This is a genomic window from Microbacterium sp. lyk4-40-TSB-66 (assembly GCF_030209475.1).
Lineage (GTDB): Bacteria > Actinomycetota > Actinomycetes > Actinomycetales > Microbacteriaceae > Microbacterium.
In genome coordinates this window covers 92,585-113,983 of the sequence record NZ_JARVRW010000008.1, presented here as the reverse complement: position 1 = coordinate 113,983, position 21,399 = coordinate 92,585, and the positions used below count along the sequence as shown (strand labels likewise).

At 71.5% G+C, this 21,399-nt stretch carries 17 protein-coding genes; 11 read left to right on the top strand and 6 right to left on the bottom strand.

The genetic code is table 11. The annotated features are described in order from the left end of the window. Window positions 1-246 precede the first annotated feature (246 nt). Window positions 247-915, top strand: coding sequence for an alpha/beta hydrolase (locus QRO03_RS12280; protein ID WP_285137781.1), 669 nt, complete (start codon window positions 247-249; stop codon window positions 913-915). A 198-nt stretch (window positions 916-1,113) separates the two neighbouring features. On the opposite strand, the gene QRO03_RS12275 is transcribed toward QRO03_RS12280, so the two are convergent. The 4 genes from QRO03_RS12275 to QRO03_RS12260 all read right to left on the bottom strand — a co-directional run bounded on the left by QRO03_RS12275 (window position 1,114) and on the right by QRO03_RS12260 (window position 5,320). Next, window positions 1,114-1,548: a YybH family protein gene (locus QRO03_RS12275; protein ID WP_285137780.1), complete on the bottom strand. Its 435-nt coding sequence runs from the start codon at window positions 1,546-1,548 to the stop codon at window positions 1,114-1,116. A gap of 186 nt (window positions 1,549-1,734) precedes the next feature. Further along, the gene (locus QRO03_RS12270) at window positions 1,735-2,649 is read right to left on the bottom strand and encodes a hydroxymethylglutaryl-CoA lyase-like TIM-barrel protein (protein ID WP_285137779.1); all 915 of its coding nucleotides are present in this window, start codon (window positions 2,647-2,649) and stop codon (window positions 1,735-1,737) included. Further along, window positions 2,646-3,872: a CaiB/BaiF CoA transferase family protein gene (locus QRO03_RS12265; RefSeq protein ID WP_285137778.1), complete on the bottom strand. Its 1,227-nt coding sequence runs from the start codon at window positions 3,870-3,872 to the stop codon at window positions 2,646-2,648. The genes QRO03_RS12270 and QRO03_RS12265 overlap by 4 nt, the downstream gene beginning before the upstream one ends. Continuing rightward, window positions 3,869-5,320 (bottom strand): GntP family permease, encoded by a 1,452-nt coding sequence (locus QRO03_RS12260; RefSeq protein WP_285137777.1) that lies wholly within the window; start codon window positions 5,318-5,320, stop codon window positions 3,869-3,871. The genes QRO03_RS12265 and QRO03_RS12260 overlap by 4 nt, the downstream gene beginning before the upstream one ends. 84 nt (window positions 5,321-5,404) lie before the next feature. Here QRO03_RS12260 and QRO03_RS12255 point away from each other — a divergent pair, with 84 nt between their 5' ends. The 5 genes from QRO03_RS12255 (at window position 5,405) to QRO03_RS12235 (ending at window position 14,798) form a co-directional block, all read left to right on the top strand. Then, on the top strand, window positions 5,405-6,163 hold the full coding sequence (locus QRO03_RS12255) for an IclR family transcriptional regulator (RefSeq protein WP_285137776.1): 759 nt from the start codon (window positions 5,405-5,407) through the stop codon (window positions 6,161-6,163). Window positions 6,164-6,445: 282 nt separating this feature from the next. Continuing rightward, a complete protein-coding gene (locus tag QRO03_RS12250) occupies window positions 6,446-8,041 on the top strand; it encodes an ABC-F family ATP-binding cassette domain-containing protein (RefSeq protein WP_285137775.1) in 1,596 nt (531 codons plus the stop codon). A 104-nt stretch (window positions 8,042-8,145) separates the two neighbouring features. Beyond that, complete coding sequence (locus QRO03_RS12245) at window positions 8,146-12,828, top strand: ATP-dependent helicase (RefSeq protein WP_285137774.1); 4,683 nt, start codon at window positions 8,146-8,148, stop codon at window positions 12,826-12,828. A 239-nt stretch (window positions 12,829-13,067) separates the two neighbouring features. Beyond that, a complete protein-coding gene (locus tag QRO03_RS12240; protein WP_285137773.1) occupies window positions 13,068-13,844 on the top strand; it encodes a DNA-formamidopyrimidine glycosylase family protein in 777 nt (258 codons plus the stop codon). 546 nt (window positions 13,845-14,390) lie between these two features. Next, complete coding sequence (locus tag QRO03_RS12235) at window positions 14,391-14,798, top strand: transferase (RefSeq protein WP_055959412.1); 408 nt, start codon at window positions 14,391-14,393, stop codon at window positions 14,796-14,798. A gap of 82 nt (window positions 14,799-14,880) precedes the next feature. Here QRO03_RS12235 and QRO03_RS12230 read toward each other — a convergent pair whose 3' ends face one another. Next, complete coding sequence (locus QRO03_RS12230) at window positions 14,881-15,273, bottom strand: DUF1304 domain-containing protein (protein ID WP_285137772.1); 393 nt, start codon at window positions 15,271-15,273, stop codon at window positions 14,881-14,883. 181 nt (window positions 15,274-15,454) lie between these two features. On the opposite strand from QRO03_RS12230, the gene QRO03_RS12225 reads away from it, so the two are divergent. The 5 genes from QRO03_RS12225 (at window position 15,455) to QRO03_RS12205 (ending at window position 19,205) form a co-directional block, all read left to right on the top strand. Then, window positions 15,455-16,030 carry a LysR substrate-binding domain-containing protein gene (locus tag QRO03_RS12225; protein ID WP_285137771.1) on the top strand — a complete coding sequence of 192 codons (576 nt, stop codon included), beginning with the start codon at window positions 15,455-15,457 and terminating at the stop codon, window positions 16,028-16,030. A 265-nt stretch (window positions 16,031-16,295) separates the two neighbouring features. Next, window positions 16,296-17,024, top strand: a complete 729-nt coding sequence (locus tag QRO03_RS12220; protein WP_285137770.1) for a glutamine amidotransferase-related protein — start codon at window positions 16,296-16,298, stop codon at window positions 17,022-17,024. A 91-nt stretch (window positions 17,025-17,115) separates the two neighbouring features. After that, the gene (locus QRO03_RS12215) at window positions 17,116-17,931 is read left to right on the top strand and encodes a TspO-related membrane protein (RefSeq protein WP_285137769.1); all 816 of its coding nucleotides are present in this window, start codon (window positions 17,116-17,118) and stop codon (window positions 17,929-17,931) included. Window positions 17,932-17,949: 18 nt separating this feature from the next. Then, window positions 17,950-18,096 (top strand): hypothetical protein, encoded by a 147-nt coding sequence (locus QRO03_RS12210; RefSeq protein ID WP_285137768.1) that lies wholly within the window; start codon window positions 17,950-17,952, stop codon window positions 18,094-18,096. Window positions 18,097-18,158: 62 nt separating this feature from the next. Next, entirely contained in the window at window positions 18,159-19,205 is a 1,047-nt protein-coding gene (locus QRO03_RS12205; protein WP_285137767.1) for a sodium:calcium antiporter, read from the top strand. 13 nt (window positions 19,206-19,218) lie between these two features. On the opposite strand, the gene QRO03_RS12200 is transcribed toward QRO03_RS12205, so the two are convergent. Beyond that, window positions 19,219-21,369, bottom strand: a complete 2,151-nt coding sequence (locus QRO03_RS12200) for an alpha-galactosidase (protein WP_285137766.1) — start codon at window positions 21,367-21,369, stop codon at window positions 19,219-19,221. Between the last annotated feature and the right edge of the window lie 30 nt (window positions 21,370-21,399).

Below are 21,399 nucleotides of genomic sequence, written 5' to 3'. Positions count from 1 at the left end.
TATCAACCGTCGGCGCCGGATGCCGCGTGTCCCGCGCGGGTGGACTCCGCAGCTCCGACGTGGATGCGGTCCGCAGGCCCCCGCGCTCACGATCGGTCGGCGGGCAGCCGGCATCGGCGGAGGAGATCCGGGCGGGGGGAGGTCGAGCCCGGCGCGGCGCCTCCTCCGCGGCCGGAACGGCCTCCGTCCCCGGAGCCGGTCGACCCGTCCGACCGCGATGTCGGAGGGTTTTGCCACAATGGCGGCATGAGCGCGCATCCCTCCCTCGATCCCGCCGTCGTGCGCTGGTCGGTGCCCGTCGACGAGCGCGGCGACCGGCCCGTGCTGGTATTCCTGCACGGCTACGGCTCAGACGAGCACGATCTCTTCGGCCTCGCGTCGTACCTGCCCGACGCCTTCGTCGTGGCGAGCGTCCGCGCTCCGCTGGCACCGCCCTGGCCCATGCCCGGGGCCTCGTGGTACCCGATCGAGGGGCTCGACGGTCGCGACCCCGCGGCCGTGACCCTCGCTGCGCGCGCGGTGCTCGCCTGGATCCAGGATGCCGTGGGCGACGCGCCCGTGGGCCTGCTGGGGTTCTCGCAGGGTGGCGCGGTGGCGCTGCAGACCCTGCGTGTGGCACCCGACGCCGTGTCGTTCGTGGTCGTCCTCGCCGGGTACGCCGCGGGCGGCGAGCTGCCGGGCGACGCCGTCCTGGCCGAGCAGCGGCCTCCGGTGTTCTGGGGGCGCGGCGCCGCTGACGACGTCATCCCTTCCGCCCAGGTCGACTTGACGGCGCAATGGCTCCCGGTGCACAGCGAGCTGAGCGGTCGGGTCTACCCCGGGCTGACCCACTCGATCTCGCAGGACGAGCTCGACGACGTCCGGGCGTTCCTCGACGCGCGATTGGCGGAGAGGGACGCGACGACTGCGAGCTGAGAACAGCCTTCTGCGAGCGGTGAAGAATCTCCATCACGAGCTGATCGTCCTCGTGGGGGCTGGACTTGCCGGCGGCGGATCACCCCTTTACGCCGGCTCTCCACGGCCCGCATCGACACTCGCCGATGCCGCAACGCTCCCCGGATCGCAGCTCGTACGGCTCCGCTACAACACCCACAGCTGAAGGCCGGCGGCCCCTCAGGGCTTGAGGTCGATTCGTCCTTCACCGGTGCTCGGGTCCCACGGGACGGATTCGTGATCGTGGACGATCCTCCAGGTCCCGTCGACTCGCCGCCACACGAGCGTGGCACGCACCCACATGGAGACCTCGTCCCCGGAGTGCAGCGTCCCGGTGACGTGGTAGAGAAACGCCGTCGACCCGACACTCCCGTCGACGTCGATCTGGAGGTCGCGCACCTCGTAATCCGGCCCACGGGAGTACCCGTCGAACCAGGCGCGAGTCTGCTCCGCCACCTCACCGGATCCGCGCAGCCACAGAGGCGGCAGCACGTTGTAGGCGAGGACGTCCTGATCCTGCGCGTCGGCGAGGTATCGGGCATCACGGTTCCTGATCGCCTGAACCCGTTCGTCCACCAGTGCCCGGAGCTCGTCGGCTGCATCGTCGATCGACATGCCAGCAGGATGCCACTGCGAGCCGTTCGCGTATAGGCGATGGACCGACTCGGCCGGTGTCGCGCGTGGCCCGCGGAGGGTCAGTTTCCTCACACTCGAACGACCCGGCACTCCGGATGTCCACTCATCACATCCATGCCTCGATCCCGCCTCGACCTGAGCCGCCGCCACCGGGAGCACGGAGGTTCACTCCGCGAAGACCCAGGGGAAGGCGCGGGCATTGCTGCGCGCGCCGTCGGCGGCGCGGGAGCGGTTAGGTTCCCCCAGCGTCGCCGTGACCTGTTCGCCCATCGACACCAGTCGCCGGAAGGAATCCGGAGTCAACCAGTCGGGGCGCAGAGCGAACGCGAGGTCCTCGGTCGCGGTGTTCCCCGACGCCCCCGGAGCGAACGGACACCCGCCGAGGCCGCCCAGAGCGCCGTCGAGGACGCTCGCGCCCGCATCGACGGCCGCCCGTGCGTTGGCGACGCCCATCCCCCACGTGTCGTGCCCGTGGAAGACGACGTCGGCCTCGGCCCTCTCACGCGCCGCCAGGGCGACGCGTCGGTCCACCTCACCGGGATCGGTCTGGCCGAGCGTGTCGCAGATCACGACGTGCGACGCGCCCGCGGTGCGCTCGTCGTCCAGGATCCACCGGACGCGTTCGATCGGCACGATGCCCTCGAAGGGGCAGGTGAAGGAGGTCGCGATGCACAACTGCACGGCACCACCCACCGAACGGGCGATGTCGACGGCATCCGGCATCGCCGCCAGTGACGTGTCGGTGTCGCGGCCGATGTTGGCTCTATTGTGACTGTCGGACGCGGACAAGCAGTACTGGAAGTTGCGTGCGCCGGCCGCCGCCGCCCGCTCGACGTGGCGCGGCGTGGCGACCCAGATCCAGCTCTTCGAGAGCTCCTCGGGCGTGAGGGCTGCGACCACGTCGAGGGTGTCACTGAGCGTCGGCACGAGGTCGGGACGCGCCATCGAGCCGATCTCGACCTCTTCCACCCCGACCGCGAACAGCTCGCGGACGAGGGCGATCTTGTCGGCGGTGGGCAGGGGCTTGCCCGCCAACTGCAAGCCGTCGCGCAGGGTGACGTCGCGGAACCGGAAGCTCATGAGACTCTCTCCTCGTACTCGGTGATGCGTTGCTCGTCCCATCCCAGATCCGCCAGCACCTCTCGCGTGTGCTGACCCAGGTCGGGCCCGAGGGACGAGATGTCCGCCGAGCGCCCGCCGAGGACGGGGACGATGCCGGGGAATCCGACGTCGCGACGCAGCCGGTCGCCGTCGTGCACGTCGAGGCGCTGCACCATGTGGCGGGCGGCCAGTTGCTCGTCCTGACCGAGATCGTCGGCGGTGTAGATCGGTCCGGAGGGAACCCCGGCCCCATCGAGCAGGCGCAGGGCTTCGGAGCTCGGATAACGCGCCGTCCAGTCGCCGATCGCGGCGTCGAGGATGTCACGCTGGTCCCAGCGACCTTCGTTCGTCTGAAGGGCGGGATCGACGGCGAGGTCGTCGCGGCCGATCAGGAGCATGAAGCGCTGGTAGATGGCATCCCCGTTTCCGGCGACGACGATGCTCTTCCCGTCGTCGCACAGGTACGCGTTGGAGGGGGCGATGCCCTGCATGCGCCCACCCGTGCGCTCGCGCTTGATCCCGTACGCCTCCCACTCGGGCAGTAGCGACTCGGTCACCGACAGCATCGCCTCGTTCAGCGCGACGTCGATGACGCGGCGGTCCCATCCGCGTCCCCCCTCGCCCGCGTCCCGTCCACGCTCGCGGTCGAAGAGCGACATGACCACGCCGAAGGCGCCGTAGATGCCCGCGATGGTGTCGCCGATGGAAACGCCGGTGCGGCTCGGTGGGCGGCCGGGCTCGCCCACGAGCTCGCGGAAGCCGCCGTAGGCCTCGGCCACCGCGGCGAAGCCGGGGCGCTGCGACAGCGGACCGGTCTGGCCGAAGGCGGAGATGCGCGCCATGACGAGGTGGGGGTTGACCTCGTCGAGCACCTCGGGGGTGAGCCCCCATTTCTCCAGGGTGCCGGGACGGAAGTTCTCCAGGAGCACGTCGCTCTCGCGTACGAGATCGAGCACCAGCTCGCGCCCCTCGTCGCTGCGCAGGTCGACGACGATCGAACGCTTCCCGCGGTTCGTGGTGCGGTAGAGCATCGACGTGTCGCCGGCGTACAGACGCCACCGGCGCAGTTCGTCGCCCGTCCGGGGCCGCTCGACTTTGATGACGTCGGCGCCGAAGTCGGCGAGCAGTCGTCCGGTCGTGGGCGCGGCGATGTAGTTGCCGAGCTCGAGTACGCGAACGCCGCGGAGCAGGTCGTAGGTCATCGAATGAACACCGCCAGGATCAGGGTGAAGCCGAGAGCGATCACCGATGCGAGGGAGACCGCGACGGTGACCGTTTTGAGCGCACCGCGGGTGGACTGGCCGACGAAGGTCTTCAGCAGCCAGAACGTGTTGGACGTGACGTGGATGCAGAATAGAGCGCCCGCGCCCGCGGCCAGAGCGATCACGAGCGGATTCAGGCCGAGGCTCGCCGCCGCCGGGGCGATGATGCCCGCCGCCGTGATGGCCGACAGCGTCACCGATCCGACCGCGACGTGAAGGACCGCGGCCATCAGCCAGACGATCAGGATCGGGGCCCAGGTCGTCGCCTCGAAGTACCCCTCCAGGACGCGGCCGAGGTCGCCCTGGGCGATCACCGCGGCGAGAGATCCGCCCACACCGGTCAACACGAAGATCTGACCGCCGTCCTGGAAGCCGCGCACCATCGCCTTCTCGACGCGCTTGGTGCCGATCGCGGAACGACCCACCAGCCCGGTGGCGACGACGGCGAGCAGCAGGGCGATGGTCGGCGCACCCAGGAACTGCATGACCGGCACCTCGACGCCGACGACGCTGAGCACCGCTTGCGCCGCGATGAGCACGAGGGCGCCGAGCATCGGCGCGAAGAGCAGCAGAAGCGGTCGCTCGACGGGCGTCGTCGACGAGGCCGGTCCGGCACCGCGGGGCACGCCGCCGATCGCCGTGCGCAGGGTGCCCGTGCGCGTGGTGTCGAGGGTGGGCGCGTTCGCCGAGGCGGGAGCGGGAACGGTCTCGGGGGCGGAGCCGGCGATGTCGTCCTGAACGCTCGCCTCCTCGTCGCGAGCGGGCTTCCAGAACCCGGCGCGGAAGGCAACGGTCATCAGGAAGATGGACAGCACGATGGTCGGGACGGCGACGGCGAGCCCACCCAGGAGCATGAATCCCAGCGGCACGTTCAGCAGGCCCGCCAGCGCGACGGCCGCGAAGCCGGGAACCACCATGACGATGCCGACCTCGAGGCTGATCGCCATCGATGCGCCGATGATCCCCACCCCGGCGGCACCGAGTCGGGGAGCGATCTTGCGCGCGAGGGGTGCGGTGATGACGATCATCACGTCGATGAAGATGGTCTGCAGATACGTACCCAGGGAGAGCCCCAGCGCATAGGGGACTCCGCGTCTGCCGAACGCACTCATCAGCTTCTCGACGAGGCGCGTGATCGCGCCCATCTCGTTCAGCATCGCGCCGATCAGCACACCCCATGCGATGAGCAGACCGGCATCCATCATCACCTCGCCGAACCCGGTGGTCATCGTGGTGACGGTGTCGACCGGTCCGAGGCCCGTCAGAAGACCGATGGCGGCGGCTCCGAGTCCGAGGGCGACCACCGGGTTGATCCGGAAGCGGACGATCGACAGGACCACCCCGACGATGACGAGGGCGACGACGCCCAGGGTGTACCAATCCGGCATGGTGTTCCTCCACGTTGAGGGATGTTTCCCACATAGTAGGAAACTTCCTGCTTGAAGGGAAGGGAGGGACCCTAGGATGAACCCATGGCAGAGCAGCCTCTCCTGGTTCTGGAGAAGATCACGCGCATCCTCGACGTCTTCACTCTCATGTCCCCCACCCGGACCGTCGCCGAGATACGCGACGCCACGGGGCTGCCGACTTCGACCGCCCACCGCTTGGTCGCGAACCTGGTCGAGCATGGCTTCCTCGACCGGAGCGGAGACGTCTACCGCATCGGGGCGCGCATGGCGTTCTGGGCGGGGCCGGCGGCGCGTGCGCGCGACAGCATCGAGCTGCTCAGCCCTCAGCTCAAGGCTCTGCGCGACAGCACCGGCGAGACGGCGTGCTTCTTCCGTGCGGAGGACCTCTCGCGGGTGTGCATCGCGGTGGCCGAGACACGGCACGGCCTCCGTCGCGAGATGTACGTCGGCAAGATTCAGCCCCTGCACGTGGGAAGCGCCGGTCGGGTGATCCTGGCGTGGCGCCCCGATCTGCTCGAGCGCGTTCTCGCCGAGCCCCTCCGCGCGATGACGGACGCCACGATCACGGATCCGGCGGTCCTGCGCCGCGTCGTCCACGACACGCGGTCCCGCGGCTACGCCATCACGGAGGGGGAACGTCTCGAGGCGGCCTCGGGGCTCGCAGCCCCTGTCTTCGACGAGCACAGTTCGCTCGTCGGCGCGCTGACGGTGCTCGGACCGACTCTGAGGCTGGACGCCGCGCGATGCGAGGAACTCGTCGACGAGGTCATGCTGGCCGCGGACGGTCTCACCGCCGCGTTCGGCGGAAGACGGCCGGCCTGAACCGGAGAGAACGGGCCGTGACGGTGCCGCGGCGGAGGCGACTTCACCCCGGACGCCCGAGCCGCCCGCACCCGCTCACGGGCGGAGGGGTACCGCAACGCCCGCCGTTCGATTATCGTGGGCAGCTCTGTCCCCGAGAACGAGGTCTCCTCCGGTGAAGAACGTCGACGCTTCCGCGCCCCTGTCCGCGCGCTGACCCGTCGACCCGCCGTTTTCTCGGCCGCCCTCCGTTGTCACGGACGGGTCCGGTGTCCGCGCATCCTGCGTCCACCGGAGTTCCTCGTGTCATACCCTTCCCCCTCACTCGTCCTCGACCGCGTTCGCCTCGTGTGGCCCGACGGGACCGTCGCCCTCGACGACGTGTCCGGCGCCTTCGGCCCCGGGCGCAGCGGTCTCGTCGGCCGTAACGGCACCGGCAAGTCCACGCTGCTGCGGGTCGCGGGGGGCCTGCTTCCTCCCACGTCGGGCACCGTGACCGCGTCTGGCGAGGTCGCCATGCTCCCCCAGCGCCTCGCGGCAGACCCGTCCCGCCGCGTCGCGTCGCTCCTCGGCGTCGAATCGGCCCTCGACGGCGTGCGCGCCATCGAGTCGGGCGACGTCGACCCGCGTCACTTCGACGCCGTCGGCGACGACTGGGGCGCCGAAGCCCGCGCGCACGCGCTCCTCGCGGAGGCGGGCCTTCCTCCCGAATTCCTCGACCGCACGGTCGGTGAGCTGTCGGGCGGAGAGGCCGTGCTCGTGGCGCTGCTCGGGGTCCGCGCCGCGGCCGCGGCGGTCACCCTGCTCGACGAACCCACGAACGACCTCGATCGAGGCGCCCGCGCCCGCGTCACCGACCTGCTGCGTCGATGGCCCGGCGCCGTGGTCGTGGTGAGCCACGACGTGCAGCTCCTCGAGCAGATGGATGCCACGGCCGAACTCTACGACCACACCCTCAGCGTGGTCGGCGGCCCCTACAGCGTGTGGCGCGCTCACCGCGACGCGGAGCAGGATGCCGCGCTCCGCGTCGAGCGCGACGCGACGCAGGCGCTCCGCCGCGAGCGTCGCGATCGCATCGCGGCACAGGACAAACTCGCCACCCGGTCACGCACCGCCCGCACGGCGCAGGCCGAGAAACGGGTGCCCGGTATCGCCGCGGGCCTGCGCGCGAGCGCGGCGCAGGTGAGCGCGGGGCGTCTGCGGACCGAGATGCGCGGCAAGGAGGATGCCGCGCGGGCGGCGCTCACCGACGCCGCGGCGCGCGTGCGCGACGACGACGTGGTGCGCATCGACCTGCCCGACCCGCAGAACTCCCCCGGCCGGCGCGTCTTCTCCATCGGAGACGCGGAACGCGAGTGGGTCGTGACCGGCCGCGAGCGCGTGGCGCTCGAGGGGCCCAACGGAAGCGGGAAGACGACACTTCTCGAACGACTCGTGCACCGCGGTGGGGACTCGGCATCCGTTCACGCGGTGGCGAGCGTGGAGCGCATCGGATATCTGCCGCAGCGACTCGACGGGCTGGACGACACGGCATCCGTCCTCGATGACGTCGCCGCCGCGGCGCCGACCGTTCCCACGGCGCAGCTGCGCGACCGGTTGGCGCGGTTCCTCGTGAGGGGCGACGCCGTGAGCCGGTGCGTCGGGACGCTCTCGGGCGGGGAGCGTTTCCGCGTGGCACTGGCGCGGGTGCTGCTGGCGGATCCGCCGCCGCAGCTGCTCGTCCTCGACGAGCCGACGAACAACCTCGACCTCGACACCGTCGACCAGCTCGTCGCGGCTGTGCGCGCGTACCGGGGCGCGGTCCTGGTGGTGAGCCACGACGACGCGTTCCTCGCGCGACTCGACCTCGACCTGCGCCTCGAACTCGTGGGGGGACGTGTGCAGGAGAGCGGGCGGTGACGTCGGCGGCCGCCGTCGCTCCTCGGTCCACCGCCGGGGGCCGTTCCGCGGCCGGCGAACGTCAACCCCGACCCGATGTCGGAGGTCCGAGAGAGGATGTCGGCATGGCCGACGTGTTGGAGAGATTCGGTCCTGCGACGCAGGACTGGTTCCGTGGCGCCTTCGCCGCTCCCACGAATGCGCAGAAGGGCGCGTGGGAGTCCGTGTCGTCGGGGCGCAACGCCCTCGTGGTCGCGCCCACAGGCTCGGGCAAGACGCTCTCGGCGTTCCTCTTCGCGATCGACCGCATCTTCCGCGAGAAGTCGCCCGAGGTCGTCGGCGCGGAGCCCGTCCGGCGTGCGGCGCGCTCGGCGCCGAAAGCACCGAAGGCGGCTCCCACCAACACGCGCGTGCTCTACATCTCGCCGTTGAAGGCGCTCGGTGTCGACGTCGAACGCAACCTCCGCTCCCCCCTGGTCGGCATCGGCCAGTCGGCTCGGCGTCTCGGTATCGAGGTGCCGGGGGTGACGGTGGGCGTGCGCTCCGGCGACACGAGTTCGAGCGACCGGCGCAAACTCGTCACCGCCCCGCCCGACATCCTCATCACGACGCCCGAGTCGCTCTACCTCATGCTGACCAGCCAAGCAGCCGAGACCCTCCGCGGCGTGCACACCGTCATCATCGACGAGGTGCACGCGGTCGCCGCGACCAAGCGCGGCGCCCACCTGGCCGTCAGTCTCGAGCGGCTCGACGCACTGCTCGACAAGCCTGCGCAGCGCATCGGCCTCTCGGCCACCGTTCGCCCCATCGACGAGGTGGCGCGCTTCCTCGGCGGCGCGCAGCCCGTCGACATCGTCGCCCCCAAAGCCACGAAGGCCTTCGACCTGTCCGTGGTCGTGCCGATCGAAGACATGCTCAACCCGCCTCCGCCGCCGGGCTCCCCCGCCCCCGACGAGGCGGGCGACGGCGAGTGGTTCTCGGAGCGCCCCGAGAGCACCGAGATGGCCGGTTCGGTCTGGCCGCACGTCGAAGAGGCGATCGTCGACCGCATCCTGCAGCGCCGTTCCACGATCGTCTTCTCGAACTCCCGCCGTCTCGCCGAGCGGCTGACCGGCCGCCTCAACGAGATCTACGCGGAGCGTCAGGGCATCGACGTCCCCGATCCGACGGTGCCCGCGGCCCAGATGGCGCAGGCGGGGTCGTCGGCGGGCGTCCCCGCGATCCTCGCCAAGGCCCACCACGGCTCGGTGTCGAAGGAGCAGCGGGCCCAGGTCGAAGACGAGCTCAAGTCGGGGGTCCTTCGCTGCGTCGTGGCGACGAGCAGCCTCGAACTCGGCATCGACATGGGCTCCGTCGACCTCGTCATCCAGGTCGAGGCGCCGCCGAGCGCGGCATCCGGTCTCCAGCGCGTCGGACGCGCCGGCCACCAGGTCGGAGAGGTCAGCCGGGCCGCGCTCTTCCCCAAGCACCGCAGTGACGTGCTGCACACGGCCGTCGTCACCGAGCGCATGCTCGCGGGGCGTATCGAGGCCATCTCGGTGCCGCAGAACCCGCTCGACATCCTCGCGCAGCAGACGGTGGCGGCATCCGCCCTGGGCTCCATCGACGTCGAGGAGTGGTTCGAGACGGTCAAACGCAGCGCGCCCTTCCGCTCCCTTCCCCGTTCGGCCTACGAGGCGACCCTCGACCTGCTCGCCGGGCGGTACCCCTCCGACGAGTTCGCCGAGCTGCGACCCCGCTTGGTGTGGGACCGCGACGCGGGGACGCTCACCGGGCGCCCGGGCGCACAACGCGTCGCCGTCACCAGCGGCGGCACGATCCCCGACCGTGGCCTCTTCGGGGTGTTCGTGGCGGGAGAATCGCAGAACGCGCGCGTCGGCGAGCTCGATGAAGAGATGGTCTACGAGTCGCGCGTCAACGACGTCTTCACGCTCGGCACGACCAGCTGGCGCATCGTCGAGATCACCCACGACCGCGTCAACGTGCTGCCCGCCTTCGGCCAGCCCGGCAAGCTGCCGTTCTGGCACGGTGACGGGATCGGCCGACCCGCCGAGCTGGGCGAAGCCCTGGGCAAGTTCTCGCGCGACATCGCCGGTGCCGAGCGGGCGAAGGCCGAGGAGCGCCTGCGCGAGTCGGGCCTCGACGACTACGCCATCACGAACCTGCTGTCGTACCTCGCCGAACAGCGCGAAGCCACCGGGAGCCTCCCGACCGACCGCAGCCTCACGGTCGAACGCAGCCGCGACGAGGTCGGCGACTGGCGCATCATCCTGCACTCGCCGTACGGCATGCAGGTCCACGCGCCGTGGGCGCTGGCGGTGAACGCGCGCATCCGCGAGCGCCTCGGTGTCGAGGGCGCCGCCGTCGCGAGCGACGACGGCATCATCGCCCGGGTTCCGGATGCCGCGGCCGAGCCGCCCGGGGCCGACCTCTTTGTCTTCGAACCCGAGGAACTCGAGCAGATCGTCACCGACGAGGTCGGGGGCTCGGCGCTGTTCGCCTCACGGTTCCGCGAGTGCGCCGCGCGGGCGCTGCTCCTGCCGCGACTGAATCCCAACCGTCGCTCCCCCCTCTGGCAGCAGCGCCAGCGGTCGGCTCAGCTGCTCGAGGTGGCCAAGCGCCACCCCGCGTTCCCGATCATCCTCGAGACGCTCCGCGAGGTCCTGCAAGACGTCTACGACCTGCCCGCCCTTCTACGCGTGACGCGCCAGATCGGCGAGCGGCGCATCCGCCTCGTCGAGATCACGACGTCGCAGCCCTCGCCGTACGCCCGCGACCTTCTCTTCGGCTACGTCGGCGCCTTCATGTACGAGGGCGACTCCCCCCTCGCCGAGCGCCGGGCCGCAGCCCTCTCGGTCGATCCCGCCCTGCTGAGCGAACTGCTCGGCAAGGTCGAGATGCGGGAGCTGCTCGATCCCGAGGTCATCGCCCAGTTCGAACGCGAGGCCCAGCGCCTCGACCCCGACCGTCGTGCCCGAGGCGTGGAGGGTGTGGCCGATCTGCTGCGCATCCTCGGCCCTCTCGACGCGACCGAGGTCGCCGCGCGCCTCGATGCCGAGTCCGACGCCCTCAGCGAGGCGGAGCAGCACCTGGCGACCCTCGTCGACGACCGACGCGCCATCCGCGTCACCTTCGGCGGCGTCCCGCGGGTCGCAGGCATCGAAGACGCCGGGCGTCTTCGCGACGCCCTCGGTGCGGCGCTGCCGGTCGGCATCCCGAACGCCTTCCTCGAACCCCTCGCCGATCCCCTCGGCGATCTTGTCGCGCGATACGCCCGCACCCATGCCCCCTTCACGACCGACGCGGTGGCCGAGCGTCTCGGCGTCGGCATCGCCGTCGCCCGTCTCACGCTCCAGCGCCTCGAGTCGCAGGGGCGGCTCGCGAGCGGCTTCTTCCTTCCCGCGGCGTCGGGGGGCGCCCGCGGCGACGACACCGAGTGGTGCGACGTCGAGGTGCTCCGGCGCCTGCGCATGCGCTCGCTCGCCGCGATCCGCGGCAGCGTCGAGCCCGTACCCCCGGCGGCCTACGCCCGATTCCTCCCGGTCTGGCAGCACCTCGGTCGTCCGCTTGAAGGCGTCGACGGGGTGCTCGCGGTGGTCGAGCAGCTCGCGGGCGTGCCCATCCCGGCGAGCGCCTGGGAATCGCTCATCCTGCCGTCGCGGGTTGCCGACTACTCCCCCGCCCTCCTCGACGAGCTGACCGCGACGGGCGAGGTCGTCTGGTCGGGGCACGGCACCCTGCCCGGCCGTGACGGGTGGATCGCTCTGCACCCGGCCGAAGCCGCACCCTTCACGCTGCAAGACCCGTCCGACGCCGACGACCCCGCGCCCGACTCGCTGGAGGCGCGCCTGCTCACCGCCCTGGCCGGTGGGGGTGCGTACTTCGCCTCGCAGCTGAAGCAACTGGCGGGTGCCGACAACGAGCAGTCGGTCAACGACGCCCTGTGGGCGCTGACCTGGGCCGGGCGGGTCACGAACGACACGTTCGCGCCCGTGCGCACGCTACTCAGCGGCGGCGGACAATCGCACCGCGTGGCCCGCCGCGCCCCCCGCGCCCGCATGTATCGGGGCGCGACGATGCCGCGCGCGACGTCCGCTCCCCGCCCGCCCACCCTGGGCGGCCGATGGTCGCTCCTCCCCGAGCGCGAACCGGATGCCGCGGCCCGCGCGACCGCCACGGCGAGCCTGCTGCTCGACCGGTACGGCGTCGTCACCCGCGGCGCCGTGCAGTCCGAGGGCGTGCCGGGCGGCTTCGCACAGGTGTACCGCATCCTCGCCGGGTTCGAAGAGGCGGGGCACTGCCGTCGCGGCTACGTGATCGAGAAGCTCGGTGCGGCGCAGTTCGCCGCCTCGGCGACGGTCGACCGCCTCCGCGAATTCGCCGCCGTGGCCGACCCGCCGCCGCTGCGAACGGTGACCCTCGCCGCCACCGACCCCGCGAACCCGTACGGCGCCGCCCTCGGCTGGCCAGCGATCGAGGGCGTCACCCACCGTCCGGGCCGGAAGGCCGGCGGGCTGGTCGTGCTGGTCGACGGCGAGCTGACGCTGTACCTGGAGCGCGGGGGCCGCAGTGCCCTCGCCTTCACCGACGCCGAAGCCCCCCTGCTCGCCGCCGCGCGCCACCTCGCCGAGACGGCGAAGAAGCGGCGACTCGAGACCCTCACGGTCGAGCAGGTGAACGGAGAGTTCGTCTACGGCACCGCGGTCGGCCGCGCGCTCCGGGAAGCCGGATTCGTCGAGTCGCCCAAGGGCCTGACGCTGCGCAAGCTCACCGCCGGCGACACCCTGCGGGAGGCGGCCCGTGCCTGAGATGTCGACTCCACCGAATTCCGCCGCCCGCACGCGCGTACGGCATGCCCGACGACGGATGCCGCAGCCGTCGGCGACGCCCATCGCGCGCGGCCCACGGTCGCACCCGGTGCGCGCCCTCACGCCGATCCCACACGGTGTTCGGCCGCACCCGGTGCGCGCCCTCGCGCCGATCCCGCGCGGCCCACGGCCGCATCCGGTGCGCGCCGTCGCGCCGGTCGCACACGCGGCGGTCGACCGTGCCTGAGGGCGACACCGTCTACCGGGCCGCGGCGAAGCTCACCGCGGCGCTGGCGGGCAAGGTCGTCACCCGCTTCGACATCCGCGTACCGGGCAGCGCGACCGCCGACCTGCGCGGTGAGACGGTGCACGAGGTGGCCGCGCGCGGCAAGCACCTGCTGCACCGCATCGGCGGATACACCCTCCACTCCCACCTGAAGATGGAGGGTCGGTGGGACGTGTACCGTCCGGGCGAGCGCTGGCGGCGCCAGGCCTTCAAGGCCCGCGCGATCGTGGGCGTCGCCGGGGCCGACGCCGTCGGCTTCGACCTCGCGATGGTGGAGGTGCTGCGCACCGTCGACGAGCACACGGTGATCGGCCATCTCGGCCCCGATCTGCTCGCCGACGACTGGGATGAGGCCGAAGCCGTCCGCCGCGTGGCCGCCGACGACCGCGCCGCCCACGTGGCGCTGCTCGATCAGCGCAACGTCGCGGGCTTCGGCAACGTCTACGCGAACGAGCTGCTGTTCGTGCGCGGGATCGCGCCGACGACACCGGCGACCGAGATCGACGTGCAGGCGACGATCGCCCTGGGCGAGCGCATGATCCGCGCCAATCTCCCGCGGCCCGAACGCACCTTCACCGGCGACACCCGCCCCGGGCGGCGCTTCTGGGTCTACGGCCGCGACGGCGCACCGTGCCGACGTTGCGGCACGCCGATCCGAGCGACGAGCCTGGGGGCGTCGGCGACGAGCGAGCGCAACGTCTATTGGTGCCCCACCTGCCAGCCCGGTTGAGCGTCCCGACGCCGGCGCACGGTCGCCGGCCGAAGAGGGCACTAGCAGTCCCCCTCCCCACGCCCGGCCCACGGTCGCCCGGCCGAAGACGGCACACGCAGTCGCCCCTCCCCACGCCCGGCCCACGGTCGCCCGATCGAAGACGGCACACGTAGTCGCCCCTCCCCGCGCTCGGCGCACGGTCGACCGGCCGTAGGGCCCCGCCTGGTCGCATCTCCCCGCACCGAAACGCGGCGGGTCCCCCGGAGGAGCAATGCGCCGGGTCGGCCTGCCGGCATCCGTTCTCCCGCTCCCCGCCACCGCCACCCTGCGGGCCCGACGCGCGCGCGTCGACGCGCTCGACTGCTTCCGCCCCGCGTGTCAACCCGCCCGCGGCGACATGCCCGACATGCGAGAACAAGGGGGAGGACACCACGGCGGCAGGTCTCTCGACATCGAGAAAACCGATACCGGTAGGGGCGACGAAGAACCATTCGAGGGAATGAAGGGTACTTCCGACCAGTTGTCATACATGTCGGCAGACCCGATGACCGACCGGAGGGGATCGTGGGAAAGAACTACATCGACATCGAGAACGACCACGGCGAGACGCTGCGTTATCGCAAGCACGTCAACGGTCGCGGACTCGTCGCGCACGGCGCGAAGGTCCACCCGTCGGCGCTTGTCGAGAACGGCGCCTACGTCGAACCCGGCGTGCAGATCGCCGCGGGTGTTCGTGTCGGCCGTGGCGCCTGGATCGAATCCGACGCCGTGATCGGACCGGAGGCGCACATCGAACCGCACGCGCACATCTGCGCCGGCGCGGTCATCGGCGCGGGCGCCCACATCGGCGTCCGGACGCAGGTCGGCCACAACGCCCGCATCGCGGTCGGTTCGCTGATCGGCGACGACGAGATCATCAACGACGGCGAAGCGGTCGCCACCGACCAGCGGGGGCTGCGCCTGGCAGCCTGACGCCAGCGGAACACGAAATCGCGACCCGCACGACTCTTCGGAGCGTGCGGGTTTCTTCGTCCCCGAACTCCTCGTAGGCGCCTCAGGCGAGGATCGTCAGCACGAGGCCGATCAGCGGAAGCGTTCCCTGGATGCTCGCGGGCCGCAGGTACTTGCGCCCGGAGGTGACCAGCACGAGGGCGGCGGCCACCATGGAGCCCAGCGAGAAGATGAGCAGCGTGCGCCCGGCGACATCGCTCGTGCCATGCACGATCCACAGCACGATGCCGATCGCGGCGCCGATCGCGAGGAACAGGTTGTAGAACCCCTGGTTGTAGGCCATGGGCTTGGTGGCGTCGGCCGTCTGCTGGTCGGCGATGCCGAATACCCGCCAGGTCGCGGGCTTCGTCCACCGCACGCTCTCGAGCACGAAGATGTAGACGTGCAGCAGGGCCGCGAGCCCCGCGAAGACGAGCGCGGCGAGAGTGCCGATCATGCGTCAACGCTACCCCCGCGGCTAGCCTGGAACCATGGCGAACGGCGGCGGGTCTCGGGGGCGCACCGGGGGACCCCGTCGCACCGGGGGTGGAAAGCCCCCCTCCCCCGCCCGCGCCCGTGCGAAGACGCCGAAGCGCGACAGGCCGGAGCCGCCCCCTCGCGAGGAACCCCGCGACTTCGTGCTGGGCGCGGTCCCGGGTGCGACCCCCGGTAAGTGGATCGGCCTCTGGCGCGAGCGGATGCCGCACGTGACGCTCGTGCTGCGCGAGATCGCGGTCGCCGACCAGCGCACGGTGCTCGACCACGTCGACGCCGCCCTCGTGCGGCTGCCCATCGACGCACCCGACGACCTCCACGTCATCCCGCTCTACGACGAGCAGCCCGTGGTGGTCATGTCGGCCGACGCCGACCTCACCGCCGGCGACGAGATCGAGCTCGCCGACCTCGCCGGAGAGGTCGTGATCGTCCCCGCCGACGACGTGCTGGGTATCCAGGTCCCGGATGCCGTGTCCCCCACGTTCGCGGCACCGGTCGACACCGCGGAGGCCATCGCCACGGTGGCGGCCGGAGTGGGCGTGGTCATCGTGCCGATGTCTCTGGCGCGGGCCCACCGCCGCCGCGACGTCGAGTACCGCGTGCTGTCCGACGGGCCGGAGTCCCCCGTCGCCCTCGTCTGGCTACGCGATCGCACCACGCCCGACGTCGAGGCGTTCGTCGGCATCGTGCGCGGACGCACCGCCCGCTCGTCGCGCTGAGGCGCCCCTCCGACCGCGGCCTCCACGGACGGCCCGCCCGCCGCTCCCGCGCATGGCCCGCCCGCCGCTCCCGCGAAGCGCGAGACCCGATGGGCCGGCTCACGCATAAACGCGATTCGTGCGCATAAACGCTCTCCTGACGTGTTTCCGCGCACGGATCGCGTTTATGCGCGGGCGTCCACGCGGCCCGCTCACCGCCGCTCGAACGTTTCGCCGCGTTTCCACCCCCACCCCGCGCGGGGGCCGCGCCGCATAAAATCTCCTGGTGACCGCCTCACTGCTCTACGTCTGCGCCCGCCCGCAGCGTGCTGCGGCCGTGGCCGAGTGGGCCTCGTTCCGCGACGGGTTGGGTGTCGGCGACGCCGACCTCCAGCACCACGACCTCGTGCGCGAGCCTCTGCCCGCCGACCTCGAGCGTTTCGCCGCCGTCGTGGTGGGCGGCAGCCCTTTCAACGTCACCGACCCCGATAAGACCGACGAGCAGCGCCGCCTCGAACGCGACCTTGAACGCCTCGCAGCGACGGCCATCGAGGGCCGCATCAACGTCCTCTTCACGTGCTTCGGCATCGGCGTCGTCACCCGCCTGCTGGGCGGAACGGTGACGCTGCAGCACCCCGAAGACACCGGTCCCGCCGAGATCGTGCTGACCGAGGCGGGGCGCGGCGACGACCTGTTCGGCATCCTGAGCCCCCGGTTCGAGGCGCTCACCGCACACAAAGAGGGCACCGACAGCGTTCCACCCGGAGCGACCCTCCTCGCCGAGAACGATGCGTGCCCGGTGCAGGCCTACCGCGCCGGTGCGGGTCTGTGGGCCACGCAGTTCCACCCTGAGCCGACCACCGACGCCTTCGTCGCCCGCATGCGGGTCTATCGCGACGCCGGGTACTTCGACGCCGATGCCTTCGACGAGGTTTCGGCGCACGTGCGCACGGCGTCGGTCGAGCAGCCGACTCGTCTGCTGCGCTCGTTCGCCGCACGCGCCGTCGCCGCCTGACCCGCGATCCGGGTTCCGCTCCCGCATCCGCGCCTCGGGCCCGTGTCAAGCCCACCGAGCACATTTACCTAGCTTTTCTAGTGTTCTCGGTATGAACGCTTCACGCACCTGGCGGGGCTCCGACCTCGCGCGCCAGATCGTCGTCCTGTCCGCGCTGTCGTTCATGCTCATCGCGGCCGTCATCGGCGCGGGGGCCTTCGGCAACTCCGCCGTCGAGGATCAGCAGGGCGGTGCCCTCGACACCGACGGCTCCTACCTCGCCCCCGCCGGCCCCGCCTTCTCGATCTGGTCGGTGATCTACCTCGGCCTCATCGTGTACGGAATCTGGCAGGCGCTTCCCGGCCAGCGGACGAACCCGCGCCAGCGCGCGCTCGGATGGCTCATCGCGCTCACGATGACGTTCAACGGCCTCTGGCTCGTCGCCGCCCGCTTCGGCACCCTCTTCCTCACGGTCGTGGTGATCGTGCTGCTCCTCGCCGCTCTCGGCTGGACCTTCAAGGTCGCCGTCGCCACCCGCGAGCCGCGTGGCGGGGTGGTCGACTCCGTCCTCATCGACGGCGTCACGGGCCTCCACCTCGGATGGGTAACGCTGGCCACCGTGGCCAACACCGCGGCGTACCTGACCACCGTCGTCCCGCCCAGTTGGGAGGACGCCGCCGGTGCCATCGGCATCGCCGTGCTCATCGTGGTCGCGCTCATCGGACTCGCGATCGCGTGGCGCAGCTCGTGGCGCGTCACGCCCGCCATCGCCCTCGCATGGGGCCTGAGCTGGCTGGCCGTCGAACGCTTCGGCGGCGAACCGCAGAGCACCCCGATCGGTGTGACGGCGATCATCGTCGCGATCGTCGTGCTGGTGCCGCCGGTCATCGTGAGCCTGCTGCGTCTCGTCCGCCCCAGCGTCGACTGATCGCCCTCCGCGCCCGGGATGAGCGCCGTCGTCGAGCTGGTCGTCTCGCTGATCGGCTCCGCACTCGACGCCCTCGACGCCCTGACCGCGGGCCGGCACCGCCGCGGCATCCGGCGCGCACGGCATCCGGAACCGCCCACGCCGCCTGATCGATCGGCGCCCTAGACCTCGGGCACCCGCCACGCAAGAGCCTCGGATGCCGCGGCGGCGGGCGGTGTAATCGGGCGGTGGATTCACTGCCCTTCGCCCTGCTCGTCACGATCTTCGTCGCCGCCGCGGCGGTGGTGTGGGTCGCCGGCATCCAGCTGTCGAAGGCGACCGACGTCCTCGACGCCCGCTTGCACCTGGGCAGCGCACTCGGCGGTCTCATCGTGCTCGCCGTCGCCACGAACCTCCCGGAGATCGCGATCACCGTCTCGGCAGCGATCTCGGGGAATCTCGATGTCGCGGTCGGCAACATCCTCGGAGGCATCGCGCTCCAGACGGTCGTCCTGGTGATCCTCGACGCATTCGGCAAGCGCGGGCGCGGCGTCAAGCCACTGACCTATCGTGCGGCCTCGCTCACGCTGGTGCTCGAGGGCCTGGTCGTCGTCGCGGTGCTGGCGGTGGTGATCGCCGGGAGCCAACTGCCCGACCGACTCGAGGTGCTGCGCCTCACCCCCGACGTGGTGCTCATCGCGGCGCTGTGGATCGTGGGGCTGGTGCTGGTGCAGCGCGCCGGGTCGCACCTGCCGTGGCATGAGGACGGACGTGCCCCGGATGCCACCCCGAAGCCGCAGAAGAGCGACCCGACGAAGGCGATGAGCACGAAGAAGGCGACGATCGTCTTCTCGATCTCGGCGCTGGCCACGCTCGTCGCCGGCGTGGTGCTGGAACGGGCGGGCGACGCCGCCTCATCGCAGATCGGCCTGTCGGGGGTGCTGTTCGGCGCGACGGTGCTCGCCCTGGCCACCTCGCTGCCCGAGATATCGACGGGCCTGCAGGCCATCAAGCAGGGTGACGACAACCTCGCCATCAGCGACATCTTCGGCGGGAACGCCTTCCTCCCGGTGCTGTTCCTCGTGGCGACCGTCATCTCGGGATCGGCGGTGCTCCCGAGCGCGAACGCGTCCGACATCTACCTGACGGCCCTGGCAGCCCTGCTCACGCTCGTCTACGTCGTGGGGCTCATCTTCCGCCCACGGCGGCGGATCCTCGGCATGGGGGTGGACTCGTTCATCGTGCTCGCGCTCTACGTGCTGGGCATCGGCGGCCTCTTCGCGATCTCCGCCTGACCGCCGGATCGCGTCAGCGCGCCGTCGTCAGCTCCACCACCACGGCCCGCTGCGGATTCTGCACGGGCGGACGGAGGCCGGTCACGGCCAGCTGCCGCCCGGTCAGCACCGTGTCGTGGTGCGCCCAGGCCAGGGGCGACTGCGCGGGCTCCTGCACGAGGCCGCCCGGGGTGACGAGGCGCACCCGGTACGCCCGGTCGGGGTCGAGGCCCGGAAAGCGCACGCGGCCGGCGGGCGACGAGATGAGCGTCTGGGTCTGCGCGATGGTGAAGAAGGCGTGGTCGCGATCGGCTCCGACGACGCCGCGCACGTCGAGACCGGGGTCGGTCACGTCGGCGTTCACGACACGCCCCGTCGCCACCAGGGGCCGCACGCGGCGGGCGAGGGCGACCCATTCGCCCACGAGGGCCCGGTCGCGCGCGTCGAGCGTCGTGAGGTCCCACTCGATGCCGAAGTGCCCGAACAGGGCCACGGCACCGCTGAAGGCGAGCGAGACCGTGCGACCGGTCGAGTGCACGTGCGGGGTGGTCAGGTGCATGCCCATCATCTCGGGCGGCACGACCAACGCGGTGTAGCGCTGGTTCTCGAGCCGCTCGACGGGGTCGAGGCAGTCGCTCGTCCAGATGCGGTCGGTGCGGTCCAGGATGCCGAGGTCCACCCGCGCTCCGCCGGAGGCGCAACTCTCGATCTCGAGGCGCGGGAACGCGGTCTTGAGCTCGTCGATCAGCCGGTACACCGCGAGCGTATGGGCGTGGACGGCCGAGCCGCCGCCCGGCCCGGTCGCGGCATCGACGAGGTCGCGGTTGTGGTCCCACTTCACGTAGGCGATCGGGTAGGCCCGGAGCACCTCGCTCATGCGATCGCGGATGAACGCGTACGCGTCGGGGTGCGCGAGGTTGAGCACCTGCTGCTGGCGGGCCGAGGGCGGCAACTCCTCGCGTCCGCGCAGGATCCACTCGGGGTGCGCACGGGCGACGTCGCTGTCGGGATTGACCATCTCGGGCTCGAACCACAGCCCGAACTCCATATCGAGGCCTGTGACGTGCTCGACGAGGGGGCTCAGGCCCTCCGGCCACACGTCCTCGTCGACGTACCAGTCGCCCAGGCCCGCGGTGTCGTCACGGCGATGGCGGAACCACCCGTCGTCGAGCACGAAGCGTTCGACGCCGATCTCGGCGGCGACGTCGGCGAGCGCGGTGAGCTTCGGCAGGCGGTGGTCGAAGTAGACCGCCTCCCAGGTGTTCAGCGTGATCGGGCGGGGCCGCACGGGGTGGTGCGGACGCGCGCGCCAGGTGTCGTGGAAGCGCGCGGCGAGGTCGTCGAGGCCGTCACCCCACGAGCCGTAGACCGTCGGTGATGACGTCTCCTCCCCCGGCGCGAGCACGATCTCTCCCCACGCGGCGAGCTCACCGCCGGCGAGCAGCGCCTCCCCCAGCGGCACCCGCTCGGCGAACACGCGCTGATTGCCGCTCCAGGCGACGTGGATGCCGTGCACCAACCCCGCCTCGAACCCGAAGCCGGGGCGACCCGCCGCCAGCAGCAGTGTTGCGTCGGCACCGGGGCGACCGCGGCGACTCTCGCGCAGGTGGGTGCCGAAGGTGAACGCGTGACGCTGGGCGGAACGCTCGCGCAGATGCCGGCCGGTCGTGTCGAGGATCTCGGTCGCCTCCCACGGCAGCGGGAAAGTGGGCTGAAGCGCCGCGATCACGACGTCGTCGGCGCCGTCGTTGACCACGGTGAGCGTCTGCGAGAACAGCCCCGACGCCTCGACCCGCAGGTCGGCGCGCAGGCGCAGCGCGCGCTGGCGGTCGACGAGGTGCAGCACGAGGGTGTCGGCGTCGGAATCGACGGATGCCAGCGTGAACACCGTCCCCTGCACGACACCGCCGCGTCCACCCTCGAAGCCGGGCGCCCCGGGCCATCCCGCCGCGGCGGTCGGGACGATCGTGAGTCGGGGCGTTTCATCGATGCCCCCCGAGACGCGCTGCGGACGTGCGGCGACCGCCATCGACGTCAGGGCATCCATCCCGAGCACGCCGAGGTCGGGTCCCCAATGGATGATCGCGGGGGCGGGGTGCGCGGCGAGGTCGACGACGACGCTCGTGCCGCCCGCGCGCAGGTGCACGACGGGGACGGTCTCGGGGGCGACGACGGTGTGCGGCATGGCATTATTTCTACCACGGAACAAATGCCC